Source organism: Mycobacterium sp. IS-836, assembly GCF_001954275.1.
In the GTDB taxonomy this organism is placed as follows: domain Bacteria; phylum Actinomycetota; class Actinomycetes; order Mycobacteriales; family Mycobacteriaceae; genus Mycobacterium.
Genome location: NZ_MBEU01000023.1, coordinates 1 through 21917, shown reverse-complemented (window position 1 = coordinate 21917; position 21917 = coordinate 1). Strand labels below are relative to the sequence as shown.

Below are 21917 nucleotides of genomic sequence, written 5' to 3'. Positions count from 1 at the left end.
GCGCGCCGTCGTCGAGGAGGCCCTCAAACGCGGGCTGCTCAAGGCGGTGGTCGCGACGTCGAGCCTGGAACTGGGCATCGACATGGGCGCCGTCGACCTGGTGATCCAGGTGGAGGCGCCGCCGTCGGTGGCCAGCGGCCTGCAGCGCATCGGACGGGCCGGCCATCAGGTCGGCGAAGTCTCGCGGGGGGCGCTGTTCCCCAAGCACCGCACCGACCTGATCGGCTGCGCGGTGACCGTGCAGCGGATGCTCGCCGGGCAGATCGAGACCATGCGGGTGCCCGCCAACCCGCTCGACATCCTGGCGCAGCACACCGTGGCCGCGGCCGCGCTGGAGCCACTCGACGCCGACCGCTGGTTCGACACCGTACGGCGAGCCGCGCCGTTCGCGACACTGCCACGCAGCGTCTTCGAGGCCACGCTGGACCTGCTGTCCGGGAAGTATCCGTCCACCGAATTCGCCGAGCTGCGACCGCGATTGGTCTACGACCGCGACGCTGGCACACTGACCGCGCGGCCCGGGGCGCAGCGCCTCGCCGTCACCTCCGGTGGCGCCATCCCCGATCGCGGGCTGTTCACCGTCTACCTCGCCACCGAGTCCGAAAAGCCTTCGCGGGTGGGCGAACTCGACGAGGAAATGGTTTACGAGTCACGGCCGGGCGATGTCATCTCGCTGGGCGCGACCAGCTGGCGGATCACCGAGATCACCCACGACCGGGTGCTGGTGATCCCGGCGCCCGGCCAGCCGGCGCGGCTGCCGTTCTGGCGGGGTGACGACGTCGGCCGGCCCGCCGAACTCGGAGCCGCGCTGGGCGCGTTCACCGGCGAGCTGGCCGGCCTGGACCGCGATGCATTCGACAAACGTTGCGCGAGTTTGGGTTTCGATGCCTACGCGACCGAAAACCTGTGGAAGCTGCTGGACGACCAGAAAACGGCCACAAACGTCGTCCCCACCGACACCACGCTGCTGGTGGAGCGGTTCCGCGACGAACTCGGCGACTGGCGGGTGATCCTGCACTCGCCGTACGGGCTGCGGGTGCACGGGCCGCTCGCGCTGGCCGTGGGCCGCCGCCTCTACGAACGCTACGGGATCGACGAGAAACCGACCGCCTCCGACGACGGCATCGTGGTGCACCTGCCCGACACCCTGTCCGACACCGCGGAAACACCGCCGGGTGCGGAGCTTTTCGTCTTCGACGCCGACGAGATCGATCCGATCGTCACCGCCGAAGTGGGCGGGTCGGCGTTGTTCGCGTCGCGGTTCCGGGAGTGCGCGGCCCGCGCCCTGCTGCTCCCCCGCCGCCACCCGGGCCGCCGCTCACCGCTGTGGCACCAGCGCCAGCGCGCGGCCCAACTTCTGGACGTCGCACGGAAATACCCCGACTTCCCCGTCGTGCTGGAGACCATCCGGGAGTGCCTGCAGGACGTCTACGACGTCCCTGCGCTGGTCGAGTTGATGGCCGGCATCGCCGCCCGCCGGGTGCGGGTGGTCGAAACCGAGACGGCCACGCCCTCGCCGTTCGCGGCCTCGCTGTTGTTCGGCTATGTCGGCGCGTTCATGTACGAGGGCGATTCCCCGCTGGCCGAGCGCCGCGCCGCGGCGCTGTCGCTGGACAGCACGCTGCTGGCCGAGCTGCTCGGCCGCGTGGAGCTGCGCGAGCTGCTCGATCCGGAGGTCATCGCCGCGACCGGCCGCCAATTGCAGCACCTGTCGGCCGATCGGGCCGCCCGCGATGCCGAGGCGGTCGCGGACCTGCTGCGACTGCTCGGCCCGCTGACCGAAGACGAGGTCGCGGCGCGTGCCGGTGGCGCCGATGTGGGCGGCTGGCTGGAAGGCCTGCACGCGGCCCGGCGCGCGTTGACGGTGTCATTCGCCGGCCGCAGCTGGTGGGTGGCGGTCGAAGACATCGGCCGGCTGCGCGACGGGGTCGGGGCGGCGGTCCCGCCGGGCGTCCCGATCGCCTTCACCGAGGAGGTGGCCGACCCGCTGGGCGAGCTGCTGGGCCGCTACGCGCGCACCCATACCCCGTTCACCACCGCGGAAGTCGCCGCCCGCTTCGGCCTGGGACTGCGGGTGACCGCCGACGTGCTGGGCCGGCTGGCGGCCGACGGGCGGCTGGTGCGTGGCGACTTCGTGGCACCCGCCGAGATGTCGGGCGCGGGCGCCGAACAGTGGTGCGACGCCGACGTGTTGCGCATCCTGCGGCGGCGCTCGCTGGCCGCCCTGCGTGCTCAGGTCGAGCCGGTGAGCACCGCCGCCTACGGCCGGTTCCTGCCGGCCTGGCACCGGGTGTCGTCGCCACAGTCGGGTATCGACGGGCTGATGTCCGTGGTCGATCAGCTGGCCGGTGTCCGGATGCCGGCCTCGGCGATCGAACCGCTGGTGCTGGCCCCCCGGATCCGCGACTACTCGCCCGCGATGCTCGACGAACTGCTCGCGACGGGCGAAGTCACCTGGTCGGGCGCCGGGGCGATCTCGGGCAGCGACGGCTGGATCGCGTTCCACACCAGCGAATCCGCACCCCTGACCCTGGCGGCGCCGGCCGAGATCGACTTCACCGACACCCACCGCGCGATCTTGGACACGCTGGCGGGCGGCGGCGCGTACTTCTTCCGCCAGCTCGCGCAGCACGGTGTCGGCGAGGCGGCGCTGAAAGCCGCGCTGTGGGAACTGATTTGGGCCGGCTGGGTCACCGGCGACACGTTCGCCCCGGTGCGCGCAGTCCTGGGCGGCACGGGCTCCCGCAAGCGTTCCGCACCCGCACACCGAGCGCATCGTCCGCCCCGGCTGAGCCGCTACAGCGTCGCGCACGCCCAGCACCGCCCGACCGACCCGACCGTCGCCGGGCGGTGGTCGGCGCTGCCCGCTCCCGAGCCGGACTCCACGGTGCGAGCCCACTACCAGGCCGAGCTGCTGCTGAACCGGCACGGCGTGCTGACCAGAGGAGCGGTGGCCGCCGAGGGCGTCCCCGGCGGATTCGCCACCCTCTACAAGGTGTTGAGCACGTTCGAGGAAGCCGGCAGGTGCCAGCGGGGCTATTTCGTCGAGTCGCTGGGCGGGGCGCAGTTCGCCGTCGCCTCGACCGTGGACCGGCTGCGCAGCTATCTCGACGGGATCGACCCCGAGCGACCGGAGTACCGGGCGGTCGTGCTGGCCGCCGCCGACCCGGCGAATCCCTACGGCGCCGCGCTGCCCTGGCCGACGTCGAGCGAGGACGGGCCCGGCCCCGGGGCGCGGCCGGGCCGCAAGGCCGGGGCGCTGGTCGTGCTGGTGGACGGCGAGCTCGTGTGGTTCCTCGAGCGCGGCGGACGCTCCCTGCTCACCTTCACCGACGATCCGGCCGCCGACCACGCGGCGGCCCTGGCGTTGGCCGATTTGGTCTCCACCCGCCGCGTCGCGTCGATTCTCGTCGAACGCATCGACGGAGTGCCCGCCCTGCAACCGCGCGCCGGCGGGCCCGGTCCCGTCGACGCCCTGTCCGACGCCGGCTTCGTGCGCACCCCGCGCGGGATGCGGCTGCGGTGAGGCGATGCCGGAAGGCGACACCGTTTGGCATACGGCGGCCACCCTGCGCCAACATCTGGCCGGGCAGACGCTGACCCGCTGCGATATCCGGGTGCCGCAGTTCGCCACCGTTGACCTCACCGGGCGAGTGGTGGACGACGTGTTCAGCCGCGGGAAGCATTTGTTCGTCCGCGTCGGGCGGGCCAGCATTCACTCGCACCTGAAGATGGACGGCAGCTGGCGGGTCGGCGACCGCCCGATGCGGGTGGATCACCGGACGCGAATCATCCTGGAAGCCGGTCCCGTTCGGGCCGTCGGCATCGACCTCGGCGTGCTGGAGGTCCTCGACCGCGACCACGACACCGACGTAGTCGCCCACCTGGGACCCGATCTGCTGGGCCAAGATTGGGATCCACAGGTCGCCGCCGCCAACCTCGCAGCGCGCCCGGACCGACCGATCGCCGAGGCGCTGCTGGATCAGCGGGTGCTGGCGGGCATCGGCAATGTGTATTGCAACGAACTGTGTTTCGTCAGCGGACACCTGCCCACCGCGCCCGTGAGCGCGGTCACCGACGCGCGCCGCCTGGTCTCCCGCGCACGGGATATGTTGTGGGCCAACCGGTTACGCTGGAATCGCTGCACCACCGGCGACACCCGGCCGGGGCGCCAGCTGTGGGTCTACGGCCGGGCCGGGCAGGGTTGCCGGCGCTGCGGCACGCGCATCGAATCCGACGACACCGGTGAGCGGGTGACCTACTGGTGCCCCAGCTGCCAGCGCTGAACCCGGCTAGTCGCGCGCGTGCGCCAGGAAAAACTGCGCGATCGCTTCCGATGCGTCCAGCGCGCGCGTGGTGGATCCGATGACCGCCTTGGGCAGGTATTGCTTGCCGCCCGGCCACGTGTGTCCGCCGTTGTCGATCTGGTAGAAGACCACCTCGGTTGACTGCGCGCACGCCGTGGAGTCGAAGCGGTGAACGACGGTGCCGTCACCGACGCTGGGTAGCGCGTCCGCCGTCGGATCGCCTTGGCACCCATCCACAATGCGCCACTTGCTCACCATGGCGGCGGCGGATATCGAGTGGCTGACACCGCCGCGACCCCGCACGTCGCCGCCGTTGAAACGCACCAGCGGGTCGGCGGTTCCGTGCGCCTCCCACACCGAGACCGGGCGCGACGGATTGCAGGCAACACCCGTGCCTAGCGTGCCCGCCACCGGCGCGATCGCCGCGAACACGTCGGCGCGATCGCACGCCAGCCGGTTGGACATGAAGCCCCCGTTGGACATGCCGGTGGCGAACACGTGCCCCGCGGCGACGCCGTAGTCGTTGCGCAGCTTGCCCACCAAGCCGACCAGGAACCCGACGTCGTCGACATGGCGGCGGTCCGCCGGCGACGCCCCGCGCCCGTCGGCCCAGCTCTTGTCGTAACCATCGGGATAGACCACGAGCAGGCCATGGGCATCGGCGACGGTGTCGAAGTCGGTGAGGCCCTGCTGCCCGATCCCGGTACCGCCGCCGCCGTGCAGGCTGAGCACCAGCGCGACGGGATCGCCGGGCGGCACGTGCAGCGTGTAGGTGCGGTCCATGCCGCCGGAACGGAACGTCCCCGCGAGATCTCGAGCGCTGGCCGCCGACACGTGGCGCTCGCCGCATCCAACGAGGCAAAGTGCGAGGACGCTGACCGACAGCAATCGCGCCCATGGCATGTCGTCAAATTACCTATCGCCCGGCGGTTCGGCAGCGCCGCCCTATGAGCTTCGTCACGCCCGCGGCGACCACCGCTTCGATCACCGTGATTTTGATTTCGCGCCAGCTCGCGACGGGAGCGGCGCCGCGGTGACCTGGCCGTGCTTGCCGTGCTCTTGCTCTGTCGAAAACCTGACCGGCGGGTGAACAAAATATGTACAACTACCCTTTGACCTGGGCGTGCGGTTGTCAGAAATCGATGTACCCCGGAGAATGTTGCCCGTAGAAGCTGAAACACCCACGTTGGCGGACCAACTTGGCTTCAGCAAACCATCTCACTTAGGGGAGATCCGAAATGGTTTACCGCCTTCTTCTGGCCGTGGCGGTCGCTTTGCTTGGCCCGCTGGCAGTAGTCCCGAGCGCGCACGCCAACACCCAAGACGACAAATTCCTGGCGATCCTCAAGCAAGAGGGCATCACCGACCACGTATCTCCCGCACACGCGATCGAGGCGGGCCACACGGTCTGCCAGAAACTGGACGACGGCGCGAAGCCCAGCGACGTGGCCACCGACGTGGTGAACAGCAGCAGCATGCCCGCTTACCACTGCGGCTACTTCGTCGGGGCGGCCATCAAGGTGTACTGCCCGCAGTACATGCCGGAGGAAGGCCCCGGCAACAACCCGCCGGCGAGCTGACCTAGGCCGACTTCGATTGGCTCACGGCCCTTCTCGGCGGCTGACGAATTCGCGGTGTGATCCGGTCACCGGATCGTCGAACTCGATGCGCTGGGCCAGCAATCGAAGCGGTGTGCCGAAGTCGCCGGGCGGCACGTCAATGACGTTGGGGTACAACGGATCACCCGCGATCGGTATCCCGAGTGAGGCCATGTGCACCCGCAGCTGATGGGTGCGTCCCGTGCGCGGCGTCAACCGATACAGACCGTCCGGCGACTGGGGGCACCTCCCGCTTGCGGGGGAGAGTTCCACCAGCGTCTCCGCGTTGGGCGTGCCGGGCTCGCAGACCGCCTGTAAGTGTCCGCGCCGCTTGACGATGCGGCTGCGGACCACCCGCGGCAGCGCCAGGGCGGGATCGACGGCCGCGCGCGCCAGGTACGTCTTGTGCACCAACCCGCGGGCGAACAGTGACTGGTAGGCACCGCGCAGCTCGCGCCGGACAGTGAACAGCAGCACCCCGGCCGTCAGCCGGTCCAGCCGGTGCGCCGGGCTCAGCTCGGGCAGCCCCAGTTGCCGTCGCAACCGCACCAGCGCGGTCTGCGCGACGTGCTGCCCGCGCGGCATGGTGGCCAGGAAGTGCGGCTTGTCGACGACGACGATGTCGGCATCGCGATACAGCACCGGCATGTCGAAGGGCACCGGAACCTCGTGCGGCAGTTCGCGATACAGGTAGACGGCCGCGCCCGCGGGCAGCACGGTGGCGTGGTCGACCACCACGCCGTCGGCGTCGACGACTTCCCCGGCCAGCACCTTCGCGCGGGCGGATTCGCCGAATCGCGCGGTCAGTTCGGCCAGCACCGGTCCCCCGCGCAACCGCACCCGCGCGGGGCCCAGCCCGTCGCGGACCGGCAGTGGCGCGGCCCTCACCGCGGCCTCAATCGGGACTCAATTGAGCGGCACCGGCTCGAGGATCTCGGCGCGGGCCTCGGGCGCGCTGGCGCGCAACTCATCGGCCGACACGTCGTCGGGCTGCGCCTGCGACAGGATCTCGGCCTCCACCCGGGCGGTGTAGTTCGCGACCTCACGGTCGACGTCCGCGGCGCTCCACCCCAGTACCGGGGCCACGAGATCGGCCACCTCCCTGGCGCAGTCGACGCCGCGGTGCGAATACTCGATTGAGATGCGCATGCGGCGGGCCAGGATGTCCTCCAGATGCAGCGCACCCTCGGCGGCCGCCGCATACACGGCTTCGACCCGCAGGTAGCCGGGCGCTTCCTTGATCGGGCTGAGCAGGCCGGGGGTTTCGGCCGCCATCTCCAGCACGTCGCCGATCAGCGAGCCGTAGCGATCGAGCAGATGGCGCACCCGGTAGGGATGCAGGCCCTGCAACGCGCCGACGTGTTCGGCCTGATTGATCAGCGCGAAGTAGCCGTCGGCGCCCAGCAGGCTCACCTTCTCCGTGATCGACGGCGCGACCCGGGCCGGAACGTATTGGGCCGCAGCGTCGATCGCGTCGGCCGCCATCACGCGGTAGGTCGTGTACTTGCCGCCGGCGATGGCCACCAGGCCCGCCGCGGGCACCGCCACCGCGTGTTCCCGGGACAGCTTGGAGGTGTCGTCGCTCTCCCCCGCGAGCAACGGGCGCAGCCCCGCGTACACGCCGTCGATGTCGGCGTGGGTCAACGGCGTGGCCAGCACGCTGTTGACGGTGCCCAGGATGTAGTCGATGTCGGCCTTGGTGGCCGCGGGGTGGGCCAGGTCGAGATTCCAGTCGGTGTCCGTGGTTCCGATGATCCAGTGGTTGCCCCACGGGATGATGAACATCACCGACTTCTCGGTGCGCAGGATCATCGCGACGTCGCTGACGATCCGGTCGCGCGGCACCACCACGTGTACGCCCTTGGACGCACGCACCTGGAATCGCCCGCGCTGCTTGGACAATGCCTGAATCTCGTCGGTCCACACGCCGGTCGCGTTGACCACGACGTGGCCGCGGACCTCGGTGATCGCGCCGTCCTCGGAGTCGCGGACGCGCACGCCGATCACCCGGTCGCCGTCGCGCAGCAATCCGACCGCCTGGGTCGACGATCGCACCACCGCGCCGTAATGCGCCGCGGTGCGCGCGACCGTCATGGTGTGCCGGGCGTCGTCGACGACGGTGTCGTAGTAGCGGATGCCGCCGATAAGCGAGCTGCGTTTTAGGCCGGGGCTTAGCCGCAGCGCCCCGGCGCGGGTCAAATGTTTTTGCGCCGGAACCGATTTCGCGCCACCGAGCCGGTCGTAGAGGAAGATGCCCGCCGCGATGTACGGCCGCTCCCAGACCCGCTTGGTGAGCGGAAACAGGAACGGTAGTGGCTTGACCAAATGGGGCGCCAGCGTCGTCAGCGACAGCTCGCGCTCGTAGAGCGCCTCGCGGACCAGCCCGAATTCCAGCTGCTCGAGGTAGCGCAGCCCACCGTGGAACATCTTCGACGAGCGGCTCGACGTGCCGGACGCCAGGTCGCGCGCCTCGACCAGCGCCACCTTGAGCCCACGGGTGGCGGCGTCCAGCGCGCACCCGGCGCCCACCACGCCGCCGCCGATGACCACCACATCGAACTGCTCGGTGCCTAGCCGCTCCCACGCCACCTCGCGCTGCTGCGGTCCAAGCACGGACGCCGGCCAGGTCTGTTCGGTCGGCGCATGGATCGGGTCACTCACGGCAAAAGACTCCTCATCGGGGGTTCCCGTCAGTTACTCGTCGGTAGGACTGCTCCCAGGCTAGTTCGTCGGGCGCCTTTGAGTGGCGTTCAGTCGAGATCGTCGTGCGCCATCAGCCGCCGGGCCGCCTCGGTGATCGACCCCGACAACGACGGGTAAACGGCCAGCGTCTGCGCCAACTCGTTGACGGTGATGCGGTTTTGCACAGCCACGGCGATCGGCAGGATCAGCTCGGAGGCGATCGGGGCCACCACCACGCCGCCGATCACCACGCCGGTGGAGCGCCGGCAGAAAACCTTGACGAAGCCCTGCCGCAGGCCCGACATCTTGGCCCGCGCGTTGGTCCGCAGCGGCAGCATGATGGTCCGCGCGGGCACCGAACCGTCGTCGATCATCGACTGCGGCACCCCGACGGCGGCGATCTCCGGGCGGGTGAACACCGTCGCGGCGACGGTGCGCAGCCGGATCGGGCTCACGCCCTCCCCCAGCGCGTGATACATCGCGATCCGGCCCTGCATCGCCGCGACCGACGCCAACAGCAACAGACCCGTGCAGTCCCCCGCCGCATAGATCCCGGGCACCGAGGTGCGCGAAACCCGGTCCACGGTCAGGTAATTGCCGCGGCCCAGCTCGATGCCGACCCTGTCCAGACCCAGTCCGCCGGTGTTGGGAACGGATCCGATGGTCATCAGCGCGTGGCTGCCCTCGACGGTGCGGCCATCCGTCATGGTGACCAACACCCCGGCGTCGGTGCGGGTGACCGATTCGGCGCGCGCGTTCTTGAAGAGCTGCACCCCGCGTTCGGCGAACGACTCTTCCAGGACGAGCGCGGCGTCGGCGTCTTCGTACGGCAGCACCCGGTCCCGGCTGGCCGCGACCGATACGCGCACGCCCAACTCGGTGTAGGCGTGCACGAATTCGGCGCCGGTCACCCCGGAGCCCACCACGATCAGGTGCTCGGGCAGCGCTTCCAGGTCATAGAGCTGCCGCCACGTCAGGATCCGCTCGCCATCGGGCTGGGCCGTCGGCAGGATCCGCGGGCTGGCGCCGGTGGCGATGAGCACGACGTCGGCTTCGTGCTCGCTGGTGGTGCCATCGGCGGCGGTGGCCTTGATGCGGTGCTTGGCCAGGCCGGGCGCGGGGTCGACGAGCTCGCCCCGGCCCGCGACCACCTGGACGCCTACGGCGAGCAGCTGGGCGGCGATGTCCGCGGATTGCTCGGCCGCCAGCGTCTTGACCCGGGCGTGGATCTGCGGCAGCGAGATCTTGGCGTCTTCGAAGTCGATGTCGAAACCCAGCCGAGGCGCCCGGCGCAGTTCGGTGCGCAGGCCGGTGGACGCGATGAATGTCTTGGACGGCACGCAGTCGTCCAGCACGGCCGCGCCACCGATGCCCTCGGAGTCGATCACGGTGACGTGCGTCGTGTCGGGATGGGAGGTGGCAGCGACCAGCGCGGCTTCGTAACCGGCCGGGCCTCCGCCCAGGATCACGATGCGCGTTACCACGGTCCTTAACCTATCGGGACGAGGGCGCTCGCCGCAGCGCGGAGCCGTTGGATGAATACCGCCCGCGGGTGCGCCGTTTAAGCTTTTTCCCGTGCCGCTCTACGCCGCCTACGGGTCGAACATGCATCCCGAGCAGATGCTGCAGCGTGCACCGCACTCGCCGATGGCCGGAACCGGCTGGCTGCCGGGCTGGCGGTTGACGTTCGGCGGCGAGGACATCGGCTGGGAAGGCGCCCTGGCCACGATCGTGGAGGACCCGAATTCGAAGGTGTTCGTCGTCCTCTACGACATGACGCCGGCGGACGAGCGGAACCTCGACCGCTGGGAGGGCTCGGAGTTCGGTGTGCACAAGAAAATTCGCTGCCGCGTCGAACGCCTGTCCTCCGACACCACCACCGATCCCGTGCTGGCGTGGCTGTATGTGCTGGACGCGTGGGAGGGTGGCCTGCCGTCGGCGCGATATCTGGGCGTCATGGCCGACGCCGCCGAAATCGCTGGCGCCCCAAGCGATTACGTCCACGATCTGAGGACCCGTCCGGCCCGCAACATCGGCCCGGGAACCTCCGCTTAGAACAGCGCCGACTCGACGACGGCGGTCTGCTCGATGATGTTGACCATCACCCGCAGCCCGATCGCCAGGGACCGTTCGTCGAGGTCGAACGTCGGCTGGTGCAGGTCCAGCTGCGGTCCCTCGCCGGACCACACGCCCAATCGTGCCATCGCGCCGGGGATTTCCTCCAGATACCAGGAGAAATCCTCGCCGCCGCCGGACTGCCGGGTGTCGGACAGCACGTCGGGGCCGACGGCTTCGATCGCATGCATGAGGATGCGGGTCGAGACTTCCTCATTGACCACGGGCGGAACCCCGCGCCGGTATTGCAGCGTGTGTTCGATCGCCAGCGGCGACAGCAGCGCGCTCACGGCCTCGCGGATGAACTCTTCCAGCCCTACCCATGTCTGCCTGCTGGCGGTGCGCACGGTGCCGGCCAGCACGCCGGATTGCGGAATGGCGTTGGCCGCGACGCCGGCATTGACCGCGCCCCACACCAACACGGTGCCGTTGCGCGGGTCGATGCGGCGCGACAGCACCCCGGGCAGCCCGGTGATCAGCGTGCCCAGCCCGTAGACCAGGTCGGCGGTCAGGTGCGGCCGCGAGGTATGGCCGCCCGGCGAGTACAGCGTGATCTCGATCTGGTCGGCGGCCGACGTGATGGGGCCCTGCCGCACCGCGACCTTGCCGACTTCCAGCCGGGGGTCGCAGTGCAGCGCGAAGATCCGCGATACCCCGGTCAGCGCCCCGGCGGCGATGGCGTCGATCGCGCCGCCGGGCATCAACTCCTCGGCGGCCTGAAAGATCAGCCGCACCCCGACCGGCAGCTCGGGCACCGACGCCAGCGCCAGCGCGGTGCCCAGCAGGATGGCGGTGTGCGCGTCGTGCCCGCAGGCGTGCGCGACGTTGGGCATCGTCGAGGTGTACGGCGCGCCGGTCAGCTCGGCCATCGGCAGCGCGTCCATGTCGGCCCGCAGCGCGATTCTCGGCTCGTGGTCGGGACCGAAATCACAGGTCAGTCCCGTACCGCCGGGCAGCACCTTGGGGTTGAGCCCGGCGTCGGCTAACCGCTCGGCGACGAACTGCGTGGTGGCGTACTCCTGTCGGCCCAGCTCGGGATAGCGGTGGATGTGACGGCGCCACTCGATCAGGTCTTCGTGGTGGGCGGCCAGCCACGACTCGGCGGTGTCGACCAGGCTCATGCGTCGGCCCCGCTGTTTCTGCGCTGCCGCGCGGTCAGCACCCGGTCGCGTTCATCGGGCGACTCGGCGAGGTGAACGACCGTGCGCGCCAACATGATTGCGCCCTCGACGACCGCGCGATCGGCACTGGGACCGGCGGCCGCGGCGGCAAAGGCGCGCTGGTGAACCGTGGCGCCACCGGCGTCGACGCCGATGATCGGGTGGATCCCGGGCAGAACCTGCGTCACGTTGCCCATGTCGGTGCTGCCCATCGGCAGCGCGTCCTCGATCTCGGGGCCGACCGGGTTGCGCCCCAGCCGGCGCATCTCGTCGCGGAAGACGCCGGCCAGCCATCGGTCGGGTTTGAGCTCGGCGTATGGCGGTGCGGGCTGGTTGATTTCGTATTCGCAGCCGGTGGCCAGCGCGCCCGCGGAAAAGCACGCGAACATCCGGCCCTCCAGCTCTCGCAGCGAATCCGATTCGACCGCGCGCATCGCGTACTGCAATGTCGCGTGGCCGGGGATGACGTTGACGGCCTGTCCGCCGTTGGTGACGATCCCGTGCACCAGCTGCCCCGGTGCCAGTTGCTGGCGCAGCAGCCCGATCGCGACCTGCGCGACGGTGACGGCGTCGGCCGCGTTGATCCCCAGGTGCGGCGCGACGGCGGCATGGGATTCCTTGCCGCGGTAGTCGACGACCGCTTCGGACAGCGCCAACGAGCGGGCCCCGGCGATGTCGGCCGGCCCCGGATGCACCATCACCGCGACCGCGACGTCGTCGAATACCCCGGCTTGCAGCAGCAGTTCCTTGCCGCCGCCGGCCTCCTCGGCGGGAGTTCCCAGCAGCGACACCGTCAGGCCCAGGTCGTCGGCCACCTCGGCCAGCGCCAGCGCGGTCCCGACCGCCGAGGCCGCGATGATGTTGTGTCCGCACGCGTGCCCGATCTCCGGCAGCGCGTCGTACTCGGCGCAGATCCCGACCACCAGCGGTCCGCTGCCGAAGTCGGCGCGAAAGGCCGTCTCCAAGCCTCCGGGTCGCGCGGTGATCTGGAAACCCCGCTCGGCGACCAGCGCCTGCGTCTTGGCGCAGCTGCGATGCTCGGCGAACGCGAGCTCAGGCTCGGCGTGGATGGCGTGGGACAGCTCGACCAGGTCGGATCCGCGACGCCGCACCACGTCCTCGACGTTGGCCAGTGCGGGTGCTGCGGGCATCCTCGCAGTATCTCACCCGGCCACGACGGCCCGAGGGTCGAAGGCCTACACCAGTCCGGCGATGAACCCCGCCGCCTGGCCGGGATAAGGCGGCACCTCGTAGACGTGGTGCGCGTCCCGGTCGCGACCGCCGACGACGCAGACGGGATCGCCATCGCTGCACAGGTCGATCGCCCGGCCGGCGAACGCACCCGTCGTCGAAAGGGGCGTGTTGAAGCGGTTGCCCGGATTGCCGAACACCGCGACCGCCCGCACCTTGCTGGCGAGACCGGGATCCAACGCGGGAGCCGACCCGAAGTTGCCGATCCGCTGGCCGACGGGCGGCACCCCCGCCAGCATCGACACCGCGGCCGCGCCCTGCGAGAAGCCGCCGAGCACCAGCCGCGTGGCCGGGCATTGGTCGACCATCGCCGCGATGTGATCGCGCGCGTCGTTCGCGCCGTCGGCGGTGGTCAGAAAGTTGTAGCTGGCCGGGTAGTTGACCGCATACGAGTCGACGGTGCGTGAACCGAGGGCGGGCTGCAGTGCCGCGAAGAGCGCATCGCCCACCGCCCCCAGGCCGGGCGGTTCGGCGGTACCCCTGACGAAGATGAGTTGGACGTCGGGACACCCGGCGCGCGCAGTCGGCGCCGGGCCGCACGCGAGCGTGGCCACCGACAGACCAAGAGCGACAACCAGGCCGACAACCTGCCAGCTACGAAGACGCATACGGCAGATCCTGACATATGCCGGTGACAACCGCCGGGTGAGGCGTCACCGGGTTAAGCTGCCCGACTGTGGCCGAATCCCCGCCCGCGCCCGACGAACTCGCGCGACTAGCCGCACGGGCCATCGCCGAGCGCACGGGGATCGGCGAGCACGACGTCGCCGTGGTCCTGGGCTCCGGATGGGCGCCGGCGGTCGCCGCGCTGGGCTCCCCAACCGTCGTGCTGCCCCAGGCCGAGCTGCCGGGGTTCGCGCCGCCACGCGCGGTCGGACACACCGGCGAGCTCATGTCGGTGCGCATCGGCGAGCACCGGGTGCTGGTACTGGCCGGCCGGGTGCACGCCTACGAAGGGCATGACCTAGCCCACGTCGTGCACGCGGTGCGGGCCGCCTGTGCGGCCGGGGCGCGGATCGTCGTACTGACCAACGCAGCCGGCGCCCTGCGCCCGGACATGCGGATCGGCGAGCCGGTGCTGATCAGCGACCACCTCAACCTGACCGGGCGTTCGCCGCTCGTCGGTGCGCAGTTCGTGGACCTGACCGACGCCTATGCGCCGCGGCTGCGCAAGCTCGCCCGCGACAGCAACCCGCAGCTGACCGAAGGCGTGTACGCGGGCCTGCCGGGGCCGCACTACGAGACACCGGCGGAGATCCGAATGCTGCGCACCCTCGGCGCCGACCTGGTGGGCATGTCGACGGTGCACGAGACCATCGCGGCGCGGGCCGCCGGCGCGGAGGTGCTCGGCATCTCCCTGGTGACAAACCTGGCCGCGGGTCTCACGGCCGCGCCGCTGCGGCACGCCGACGTGGTCGCCGCGGGGGACGCGTCGGCGGGCCGGATCGGCGCCCTGCTGGCGGACGTCATAGCCCGGTTTTAGAGCGCATGACGCCCGAGGAGTGGATCGCGCACGACCCGGACCCGACGACGGCCGCCGAGCTCGGCGCCTGCGGTCCCGACGAGCGTGCGGCGCGCTTCGCCCGACCGCTGACCTTCGGCACCGCGGGATTGCGCGGTCCGGTGCGCGCGGGCCCCGACGCGATGAACGTGGCGGTGGTCTCGCGTGCCACGTGGGCGGTGGCGCGGGTGCTCACGGATCGTGGCCTGGCCGGTTCCCTGGTGGTGGTCGGGCGCGACGCCCGGCACGGCTCGGCGATTTTCGCCACCGTGACCGCCGAAGTGCTTGCCGCCGAGGGATTTTCGGTCCTGCTGCTACCGGGCCCGGTGCCGACGCCGGTGGTCGCCTTCGCGGTGCGCCACGCCGCGGCCGCCGCCGGGATACAAATCACCGCATCGCACAATCCGCGCACCGACAACGGCTACAAGGTGTACTTCGACGGCGGCATCCAGATCGTCTCGCCGACCGACCGCCAGATCGAAACCGCAATGGCCGCAGCCCCTTTCGCCGACCGGATCGGCCGCCGGCCCGTCGAATTCGCCGATACCGACCTCGTCGAGCGCTACATCGAGCGCGCGGCCGGCGTGCGGCGATCGACCGGCCCGCTGCGCGTCGCCCTCACCCCGCTGCACGGCGTCGGCGGCGCCACCGCCGTTGACGCACTGCGTCGCGCCGGCTTCGAGCATGTGCACACCGTCGGCGCCCAGTTCGCACCCGACCCCGACTTCCCCACCGTCGCGTTCCCGAACCCCGAGGAGCCCGGCGCCGCCGACGCGCTGCTCGCGCTGGCCGCGGACACGCGTGCCGACATCGCGATCGCGCTGGATCCCGACGCCGACCGGTGCGCGGTCGGCATCCCGACGGCAGCGGGATGGCGGATGCTGTCCGGGGACGAAACCGGTTGGCTGTTGGGCGATTACATCCTGTCGCATGAGCGGCCCGCGGCCGCCGTGGTGGCCAGCACCGTGGTGTCGTCGCGGATGCTGGCGGCCATCGCCGCGCATTACGGCGCGGTCCACGTCGAAACCCTCACCGGCTTCAAATGGTTGGCGCGCGCCGACGCGGACCTGCCCGGCACCCTGGTGTACGCCTACGAGGAGGCGATCGGCCACTGCGTCGACCCCGCCGCGGTGCGTGACAAGGACGGGATCAGCGCCGCGGTGCTGGCGTGCGATCTGGTGGCCTCGCTCAAAGCGCGGGGCCGCTCGGTGTCCGATCGGCTCGACGAGCTGGCCCTCCGCCACGGCGTACACGACGTCGCCGCGGTGTCGCGCCGGGTCGCCGACGCCGACGAGGCCGCCGCCTTGATGCGGGCGCTGCGGGCCGCCCCGCCGCAACGGCTGGCGCGCTTCCCGGCGACCATGACCGACATCCGCGACGCGCTGATCTTCACCGGCGGGGACGACGAGGCGTCGGCGCGGGTGGTGGTGCGGCCCTCCGGAACCGAACCGAAACTGAAGTGCTACTTGGAGATTCGTTGTCCGGTGACCGACGGCCTGCATCGTGCCCGCGAACGGGCGGCCGGGTTACGCGACGAGCTGGTGTCCGCGGTGCAAGCCTGGTGAGCTAGGTCCGATGGCCCGGCTCCTCCTCCCGCCGCTACGCGGCGCGCATCGTCGCCGAGCTAGCGCGGACCGTATTGCCGGTCCCCCGCGTCGCCGAGACCCGGGACGATATAGGCGATCTCGTTGAGCCCATCGTCGACGGCCACGGTGAACAGCCGCGCGTCCGGCGCCGCTTTGCCCAGCGCCGCAATGCCTTCCGGTGCGGCCACTACGCACAACACCGTGATGTCCGCAGCGCCGCGGCGCTGCAACAGGTCGACGGTGTGTTTCAGCGATCCGCCGGTGGCCAGCATCGGGTCCAGCACCAGCACCGGCAGCGCGCTTAGGTCGTCGGGCAGCGACTCCATGTACCCGCTCGCCTGGTGGGTTTCCTCGTCGCGGGCGACGCCGACGAAACCCACCCGGGCCTCCGGCAGCAGCTCCAGCGCCTGGTCGACCATGCCCAGCCCGGCGCGCAGGACGGGCACCAGCAGCGGCGGGTTGGCCAGCCGCACACCGAGCGTTTCGGCCAGCGGGGTGCGGATCGGGAATGTCTCGCGGCCCGCGTCCCGGGTGGCCTCGTAGACCAGCATCGCCGTCAGATCGCGCAGCGCGGCCCGGAACCCCGCGGTGTCGGTGCGTTCGTCGCGCAGCGTGCTCAGCCTGGCGGCGGCCAGGGGGTGGTCGATGACGCGGACATCCATGGAATTCGAGCGTATATACCTCTTTTGTGCAAAGGCCCGTTGACACGCGTGCGTGCGTCCCGTCAATGTCGATGACCCGTTCATATACTCCCGGGGTGTCGCGCGAAATTCGAAGTCCGAGAACGCTGATCGACTGGACATATCGCAGCCTCGGAATGGCCGGCGCGGTCATGCTGACGGGTCTGGCGGCCATTCCGTCGAGTCCCCGCGTGGGCCTGGCCGCCGCCGAGCTGCCCCGGCCCGCGCACGTGGTAATCGTGGTGGAAGAGAACCGTTCTCAAGCACACATCATCGGCAGCCCGCAGACGCCCTTCATCACCGCGCTGGCCACTCACGGCGCGAACATGACACAGTCATTCGCCGAAACACATCCCAGCCAGCCGAACTACTTGGCCCTCTTCGCCGGAAGCACTCTCGGAGTGACCAGCAACGCGTGCCCGGTCAACGGAGGCAATGCCCCTAACCTCGGCTCCGAATTGCTCGCCGCCGGATACACATTCGTCGGTTTCGCCGAGGACCTGCCCGCCGTCGGTTCGCCCGCGTGCAGCGCCGGCAAGTACGCACGCAAGCATGTGCCGTGGGCCGATTTCACGAATGTGCCGCCGCAGAATTCGGTGCCGTTCTCCGCGTTCCCGATGGGCAATTACGCCAGCCTGCCGACCGTGTCGTTCGTCATCCCCAACAACGACAACAACATGCACGACGGCTCGATCGGGCAGGCCGACACCTGGCTGAACCGCCAGCTGTCCGGCTACGCCAACTGGGCGCTGGCCAACAACAGCCTGCTGATCGTGACGTGGGACGAGGACGACGGCGGCCCGCGCAACCAGATCCCGACGGTGATCTACGGCGCGCATGTGCAGCCCGGCAACTACACCGAGCAGATCAGTCACTACAACGTGCTTTCCACCCTGGAACAGATGTACGGCCTGCCGAAGACGGGTAACGCGGCCAACGCTCCCCCGATCGCGACCATCTGGGCACCCTAAAGGCGCATCCGCCGCCACCGGGGCCCGGCACCGGCCCCGGCACGCGCGCCGGCCGTCGCTATTCTGTGCCGCATGGCTGCTGACCTCGTGCCCATCCGCCTGAGCCTGTCCGCCGGTGACCGCTACACCGTGTGGGCACCCCGCTGGCGCGATGCCGGCGACGAGTGGGAGGCCTTCCTGGGCAAAGACGACGACCTGTATGCCTTCGAGACGGTTCCCGACCTGGTCGCGTTCGTGCGTTCGGACTCCGACAACGATCTGGCCGACCATCCCGCGTGGAAGGAGCTGACCACCGCCCACGCGCGCAGCCTCGACCCCGCCAAGGACAGGCAATTCGATCTGGTCGCCGTCGAGGAGCTGGTGTCGGAGAAACCGACCGAGGAATCGGTGGCCGCGCTGGCGGGCACGCTGGCCATCGTGTCGTCCATCGGGTCGGTGTGCGAGCTGCCGGCGGTGGCGAAGTTCTTCAACGGCAATCCCAGCCTCGGCACGGTCTCAGGCGGGATCGAGAACTTCACCGGCAAGGCCGGCGTCAAACGCTGGGATGCGATCGCCGAGGTCATCGGGCGCAGCTGGGACGACGTGCTCAGCGCGATAGACGACGTCGTCAGCACGCCTGAGGTCGACGAGAAGCTGTCGGCGAAGGCCGCCGACGAATTGGCCGAGGAGCTCGAAGAAGACGGCGAGGACGAAGACGCCGAGGCCTCCGACGAGGACGCCGCCGAGGAGTCCGAAGTCAACGAAGAGCCCGACACCGGCGACGAGACCGACGAAGACGAGGACGAGGACGAGGACCGCGCGGCCGGCGACACCGTCGTGCTGGGCAGCGACAAGGACTTCTGGGCGCAGGTGGGTATCGACCCGATTCGGATCATGACGAGTTCCGGGACGTTCTACACGCTGCGCTGCTACCTCGACGATCGCCCGATCTTCCTGGGCCGCAACGGGCGCATCAGTGTGTTCGGCTCCGAGCGGGCGCTGGCGCGCTACCTCGCCGACGAGCACGACCACGACTTGTCCGACCTGAGCACCTACGACGACATCCGCACCGCCGCGACCGACGGCTCGCTGGCGGTCGACATCACCGACGAGAACATCTATGTGCTCAGCGGCCTGGCCGACGACTTCGCCGACGGGCCCGACGCCGTCGATCGCGACCAGCTGGAGCTGGCCGTCGAGTTGCTCCGCGACATCGGCGACTACTCCGAGGAGGGCACGGTCGACAAGGCCCTCGCAACCGGCCGACCCCTGGGCAAACTGGTCGCCTACGTGCTGGAGCCCGGCTCGGTCGGCAAGCCCGCGGGCCCGTATTCCGCCGCGGTGCGAGAGTGGGAGAAGCTCGAGCAATTCGTGGAGGGGCGGCTCCGCCGGGAATAACGGCGCGAACCGCGGTGAATTCGGCCGTCGAGCCGAGTCTTCCCTACATGACCACCCCCTCGATGACCACCCACTCGCTCGTCGTACCCGGCGCTCGGCTGCACTATGAGGTGCGCGGCGCAGGCCCGCTGCTGGTGATACTCGGCTCGCCGATGCCCGCCGCGGACTTCGCACCACTCGCCGAGGCGCTGGCCGGCGACCACACCGTCGTCACCACCGACCCGCGTGGAATCTCCGGCAGCCCCGTCGATGACCCGACCCAAGATTCCACGCCCGACCTGCGCGCGGACGACGTCGCCGCGATTCTCGACGATCTCGGCGCGGATCGGGCGGACGTGGTGGGCTCGTCGGGCGGCGCGGTCACCGGGCTGGCACTCGTGACTCGCCACCCGGCCCGGGTCGGCACGCTCGTCGCGCACGAGCCACCGTTGCTGGAGCTGCTGCCCGACGCCGCGCAGCAGCGCGCCAACACCGAAGACATCATCGACACCTTCCGCCGCGAAGGGTTGGCCGCCGCGATGACGAAGTTCATGGTCAACGCGGGCTTCCAGCCGGCCGGTGGCGACGGCCAGGGCGCCCCGGTCGCGCCCCAACCTTCACCGCAGCAACTCGCCGATGGCACCCGGTTCATCACCCACGAACTGCGGGGCACCGCCGCCTACCGGCCCGACATCGCTGCCCTCACCGGCGGCCCCGCGCGGATAGTGGTCGGGATCGGCGCCGAGTCCGGCGGCCTGATCACGTACCGGACCAGTGTTGCCCTGGCCGAGCTCCTCGGAGTACGGCCGATCGAGTTTCCCGGCGATCACGGCGGATTCATCTCGGTACCAGACGAGTTCGCCGATGTCCTGCGTGCCACGCTGTCCACCAGCGTTTGACGGGTAGTCAAGTCTCCTCTTTACTGGCGGCAGCGTCCGCCGGTGATTCAGTGGCGGCCCCGACGGGAAGGTGTGAGCCGAGTGTCGCTTCCCGGAATCGGCCCGCTACCGCTGTATGGGTTCCAGCGCCCGGCGATGTTGTTGTTCGCTCTGATCCCGCTGGCCCTGCTCGCGCTCTACGTCGTTGTCCAGGCCCGTCGCCGGCACCGGCTACGCCGGTACACCGAGGCGGAGGTGCCGCAGTCGATCTGGCGGCATCTGCCGATCGCGGTGTCGCTGCTGTGCCTGTTCCTGCTGACGATCGCGCTGGCCACCCCCACCCACGACATGCGCATACCGCGCAACCGCGCGGTGATCATGCTGGTGATCGACATGTCGCAGTCCATGCGGGCAACCGACGTCGAGCCCAACCGCCTCAAGGCCGCCGAGCAGGCGGCCAGCCAATTCGCGAGCCAGCTGACGCCGGGCATCAATCTCGGGCTCGTCGGTTTCGCGGGCGTCCCGTACCTGCTGGTGCCGCCGACCCCGCAACATCAGGCGACCATCGAGGCCCTGAAGAAGCTCGAGTTCGCCGATAGCACGGCGACGGGCCAGGCGATCTTCACCGCACTGCACGCGATCAGCGCGTCGGCCGTTCAGGGTGGGGATAAGCCGCCGCCCGCCCGCATCGTGCTGCTGTCGGACGGCGGGGAGAACAAGCCGCAAAATCCCAGCGATCCACGCGACGGCGTCTACACCGCGGCGCGCCTGGCCAAGGATCAGGGGGTGCCCGTGTCGACCATCACGTTCGGCACCAAGACGGGCAGCATCGAGATGGACGGCCAGCGGGTCAATGTGCCCGTCTCCACCGACCAGATGAAAAAGATCGCCCAGCTTTCCGGCGGGCAGTCCTATACCGCCACGAATCTCGAACAGCTCAACAAGGACTACGACGCCATCGAGAACGAGATCGGATATCGCACGGTGCCGGGGCCGGGCAGTTCAGGCTGGCTGCGGCTCGGGGTCATCGTCGCGCTGGTGGCGACGGCCTTGGCGCTGTTGATCAACCGAAGACTTCCCACCTAAAAGCTCAGGCTGGCAGCCGGCGATTCAGGAACAGGCCCGCCAATACCGCGCCGGCCATCACGAACGCGCCGAGCAGCATCCACGCCAGACTCGCATCACCCTTCACGGTTTCGTAGCCGATCTGGTGCTGCAGCGTCGTGTAGACATCCTTGAGCGATTCCAGGCTGTCGGCATGGAACGCCTGGCCGTCGGTGATCTCGCAGATTTTCTGCAGCGTCCGATCGTCGACCGGAACGGGAATGCTGGCGCCCTCGAACTCGACGGTGCCGTACGGCGTGCCAAACGAGATCGTCGATATCTGCACGCCTTGGTCCTTGGCCGCCCGTGCGGCGGTGAACGCGCCCTGTGGCGCGTTGGGGTCCAACGGCACGTTTTCGGCGCCGTCCGATTCCAGCACGATCCGCGCCGGCGGCGGACCTTCGCCGCCTCCCATCACCGAGCCGACCGTGGCGATCGCCTGCAGCGCGGTGAAAAGGCCTTCTCCCGTCGCGGTTTTCGGCGCCGGCTTCAGGCTGTCGATCGCCGCCTTCACCGCGTCGCGGTTCGTCGTCGGCGCGACCAACAGGCTGGCGTTCGCCGCGAATTCCACCAACCCGAGGTTGATGGCCGGCGTTAGCTGGTCGGCGAACTGCTTGCCGGCCTCCTGCGCGGCGGCCAGCCGGTTCGGAGCGACGTCGGTGGAAGCCATGGATTCCGAGACGTCGATCACCAGCATGACGACGGCGCGGTTGAGCGGGATCCGGACA

19 protein-coding genes are annotated in these 21917 nt (G+C 70.0%); 10 read left to right on the top strand and 9 right to left on the bottom strand.

Features of this window, described 5'->3' with window-relative positions; all coding sequences use genetic code 11:
• Together A5747_RS09040 and nei2 are read left to right on the top strand one after the other, a co-directional pair.
• Positions 1 to 3526: helicase-related protein (locus A5747_RS09040; protein WP_076123485.1), on the top strand; the 3526-nt coding region annotated here is incomplete at its 5' end.
• Between the two features lie 4 nt (positions 3527 to 3530).
• Positions 3531 to 4286: an endonuclease VIII Nei2 gene (nei2, locus tag A5747_RS09035; protein ID WP_076123483.1), complete on the top strand. Its 756-nt coding sequence runs from the start codon at positions 3531 to 3533 to the stop codon at positions 4284 to 4286.
• Between the two features lie 6 nt (positions 4287 to 4292).
• On the opposite strand, the gene A5747_RS09030 is transcribed toward nei2, so the two are convergent.
• Entirely contained in the window at positions 4293 to 5210 is a 918-nt protein-coding gene (locus A5747_RS09030) for a PHB depolymerase family esterase (protein WP_076123481.1), read from the bottom strand.
• Between the two features lie 359 nt (positions 5211 to 5569).
• Between A5747_RS09030 and A5747_RS09025 the strand changes: the two genes are divergently transcribed.
• On the top strand, positions 5570 to 5887 hold the full coding sequence (locus tag A5747_RS09025; RefSeq protein ID WP_233147993.1) for a DUF732 domain-containing protein: 318 nt from the start codon (positions 5570 to 5572) through the stop codon (positions 5885 to 5887).
• A gap of 21 nt (positions 5888 to 5908) precedes the next feature.
• On the opposite strand, the gene A5747_RS09020 is transcribed toward A5747_RS09025, so the two are convergent.
• The 3 genes from A5747_RS09020 to A5747_RS09010 form a co-directional block, all read right to left on the bottom strand.
• A complete protein-coding gene (locus A5747_RS09020) occupies positions 5909 to 6793 on the bottom strand; it encodes a pseudouridine synthase (protein ID WP_076123477.1) in 885 nt (294 codons plus the stop codon).
• Positions 6794 to 6811: 18 nt separating this feature from the next.
• Entirely contained in the window at positions 6812 to 8566 is a 1755-nt protein-coding gene (locus tag A5747_RS09015) for a glycerol-3-phosphate dehydrogenase/oxidase (protein WP_076123475.1), read from the bottom strand.
• Positions 8567 to 8655: 89 nt separating this feature from the next.
• On the bottom strand, positions 8656 to 10071 hold the full coding sequence (locus tag A5747_RS09010; protein WP_076123473.1) for an NAD(P)H-quinone dehydrogenase: 1416 nt from the start codon (positions 10069 to 10071) through the stop codon (positions 8656 to 8658).
• Positions 10072 to 10162: 91 nt separating this feature from the next.
• On the opposite strand from A5747_RS09010, the gene A5747_RS09005 reads away from it, so the two are divergent.
• Complete coding sequence (locus A5747_RS09005) at positions 10163 to 10642, top strand: gamma-glutamylcyclotransferase (protein ID WP_076123471.1); 480 nt, start codon at positions 10163 to 10165, stop codon at positions 10640 to 10642.
• Here the strand turns inward: A5747_RS09005 and A5747_RS09000 are convergent.
• The 3 genes from A5747_RS09000 to A5747_RS08990 are packed head-to-tail and all read right to left on the bottom strand — an operon-like array spanning position 10639 to position 13721.
• Positions 10639 to 11823 carry a M20 family metallopeptidase gene (locus A5747_RS09000; protein WP_076123469.1) on the bottom strand — a complete coding sequence of 395 codons (1185 nt, stop codon included), beginning with the start codon at positions 11821 to 11823 and terminating at the stop codon, positions 10639 to 10641. The genes A5747_RS09005 and A5747_RS09000 overlap by 4 nt on opposite strands.
• Complete coding sequence (locus A5747_RS08995; RefSeq protein WP_076123468.1) at positions 11820 to 13013, bottom strand: M20 family metallopeptidase; 1194 nt, start codon at positions 13011 to 13013, stop codon at positions 11820 to 11822. Before A5747_RS08995 ends, A5747_RS09000 begins: the two co-directional genes overlap by 4 nt.
• Before the next feature lie 45 nt (positions 13014 to 13058).
• A complete protein-coding gene (locus tag A5747_RS08990; protein WP_076123467.1) occupies positions 13059 to 13721 on the bottom strand; it encodes a cutinase family protein in 663 nt (220 codons plus the stop codon).
• A 68-nt stretch (positions 13722 to 13789) separates the two neighbouring features.
• Here A5747_RS08990 and A5747_RS08985 point away from each other — a divergent pair, with 68 nt between their 5' ends.
• Positions 13790 to 14596, top strand: coding sequence for a purine-nucleoside phosphorylase (locus A5747_RS08985; protein WP_076123466.1), 807 nt, complete (start codon positions 13790 to 13792; stop codon positions 14594 to 14596).
• 5 nt (positions 14597 to 14601) lie between these two features.
• Positions 14602 to 16179, top strand: a complete 1578-nt coding sequence (locus tag A5747_RS08980) for a phospho-sugar mutase (protein WP_076123465.1) — start codon at positions 14602 to 14604, stop codon at positions 16177 to 16179.
• A 59-nt stretch (positions 16180 to 16238) separates the two neighbouring features.
• Here A5747_RS08980 and upp read toward each other — a convergent pair whose 3' ends face one another.
• On the bottom strand, positions 16239 to 16862 hold the full coding sequence (upp, locus tag A5747_RS08975) for a uracil phosphoribosyltransferase (protein ID WP_076123464.1): 624 nt from the start codon (positions 16860 to 16862) through the stop codon (positions 16239 to 16241).
• A gap of 155 nt (positions 16863 to 17017) precedes the next feature.
• Here upp and A5747_RS08970 point away from each other — a divergent pair, with 155 nt between their 5' ends.
• From A5747_RS08970 to A5747_RS08955, 4 genes are all read left to right on the top strand, one after another.
• Positions 17018 to 17851 carry an alkaline phosphatase family protein gene (locus A5747_RS08970; protein WP_076123463.1) on the top strand — a complete coding sequence of 278 codons (834 nt, stop codon included), beginning with the start codon at positions 17018 to 17020 and terminating at the stop codon, positions 17849 to 17851.
• 72 nt (positions 17852 to 17923) lie between these two features.
• Complete coding sequence (locus tag A5747_RS08965) at positions 17924 to 19228, top strand: primosomal protein (protein WP_076123462.1); 1305 nt, start codon at positions 17924 to 17926, stop codon at positions 19226 to 19228.
• Positions 19229 to 19275: 47 nt separating this feature from the next.
• The gene (locus A5747_RS08960) at positions 19276 to 20106 is read left to right on the top strand and encodes an alpha/beta fold hydrolase (protein ID WP_198938154.1); all 831 of its coding nucleotides are present in this window, start codon (positions 19276 to 19278) and stop codon (positions 20104 to 20106) included.
• 81 nt (positions 20107 to 20187) lie between these two features.
• Positions 20188 to 21171: a VWA domain-containing protein gene (locus A5747_RS08955; RefSeq protein WP_076123460.1), complete on the top strand. Its 984-nt coding sequence runs from the start codon at positions 20188 to 20190 to the stop codon at positions 21169 to 21171.
• Positions 21172 to 21175: 4 nt separating this feature from the next.
• On the opposite strand, the gene A5747_RS08950 is transcribed toward A5747_RS08955, so the two are convergent.
• Positions 21176 to 21917 (bottom strand): VWA domain-containing protein (locus A5747_RS08950; RefSeq protein WP_076123458.1); only part of this gene is annotated, 742 nt, incomplete at its 5' end.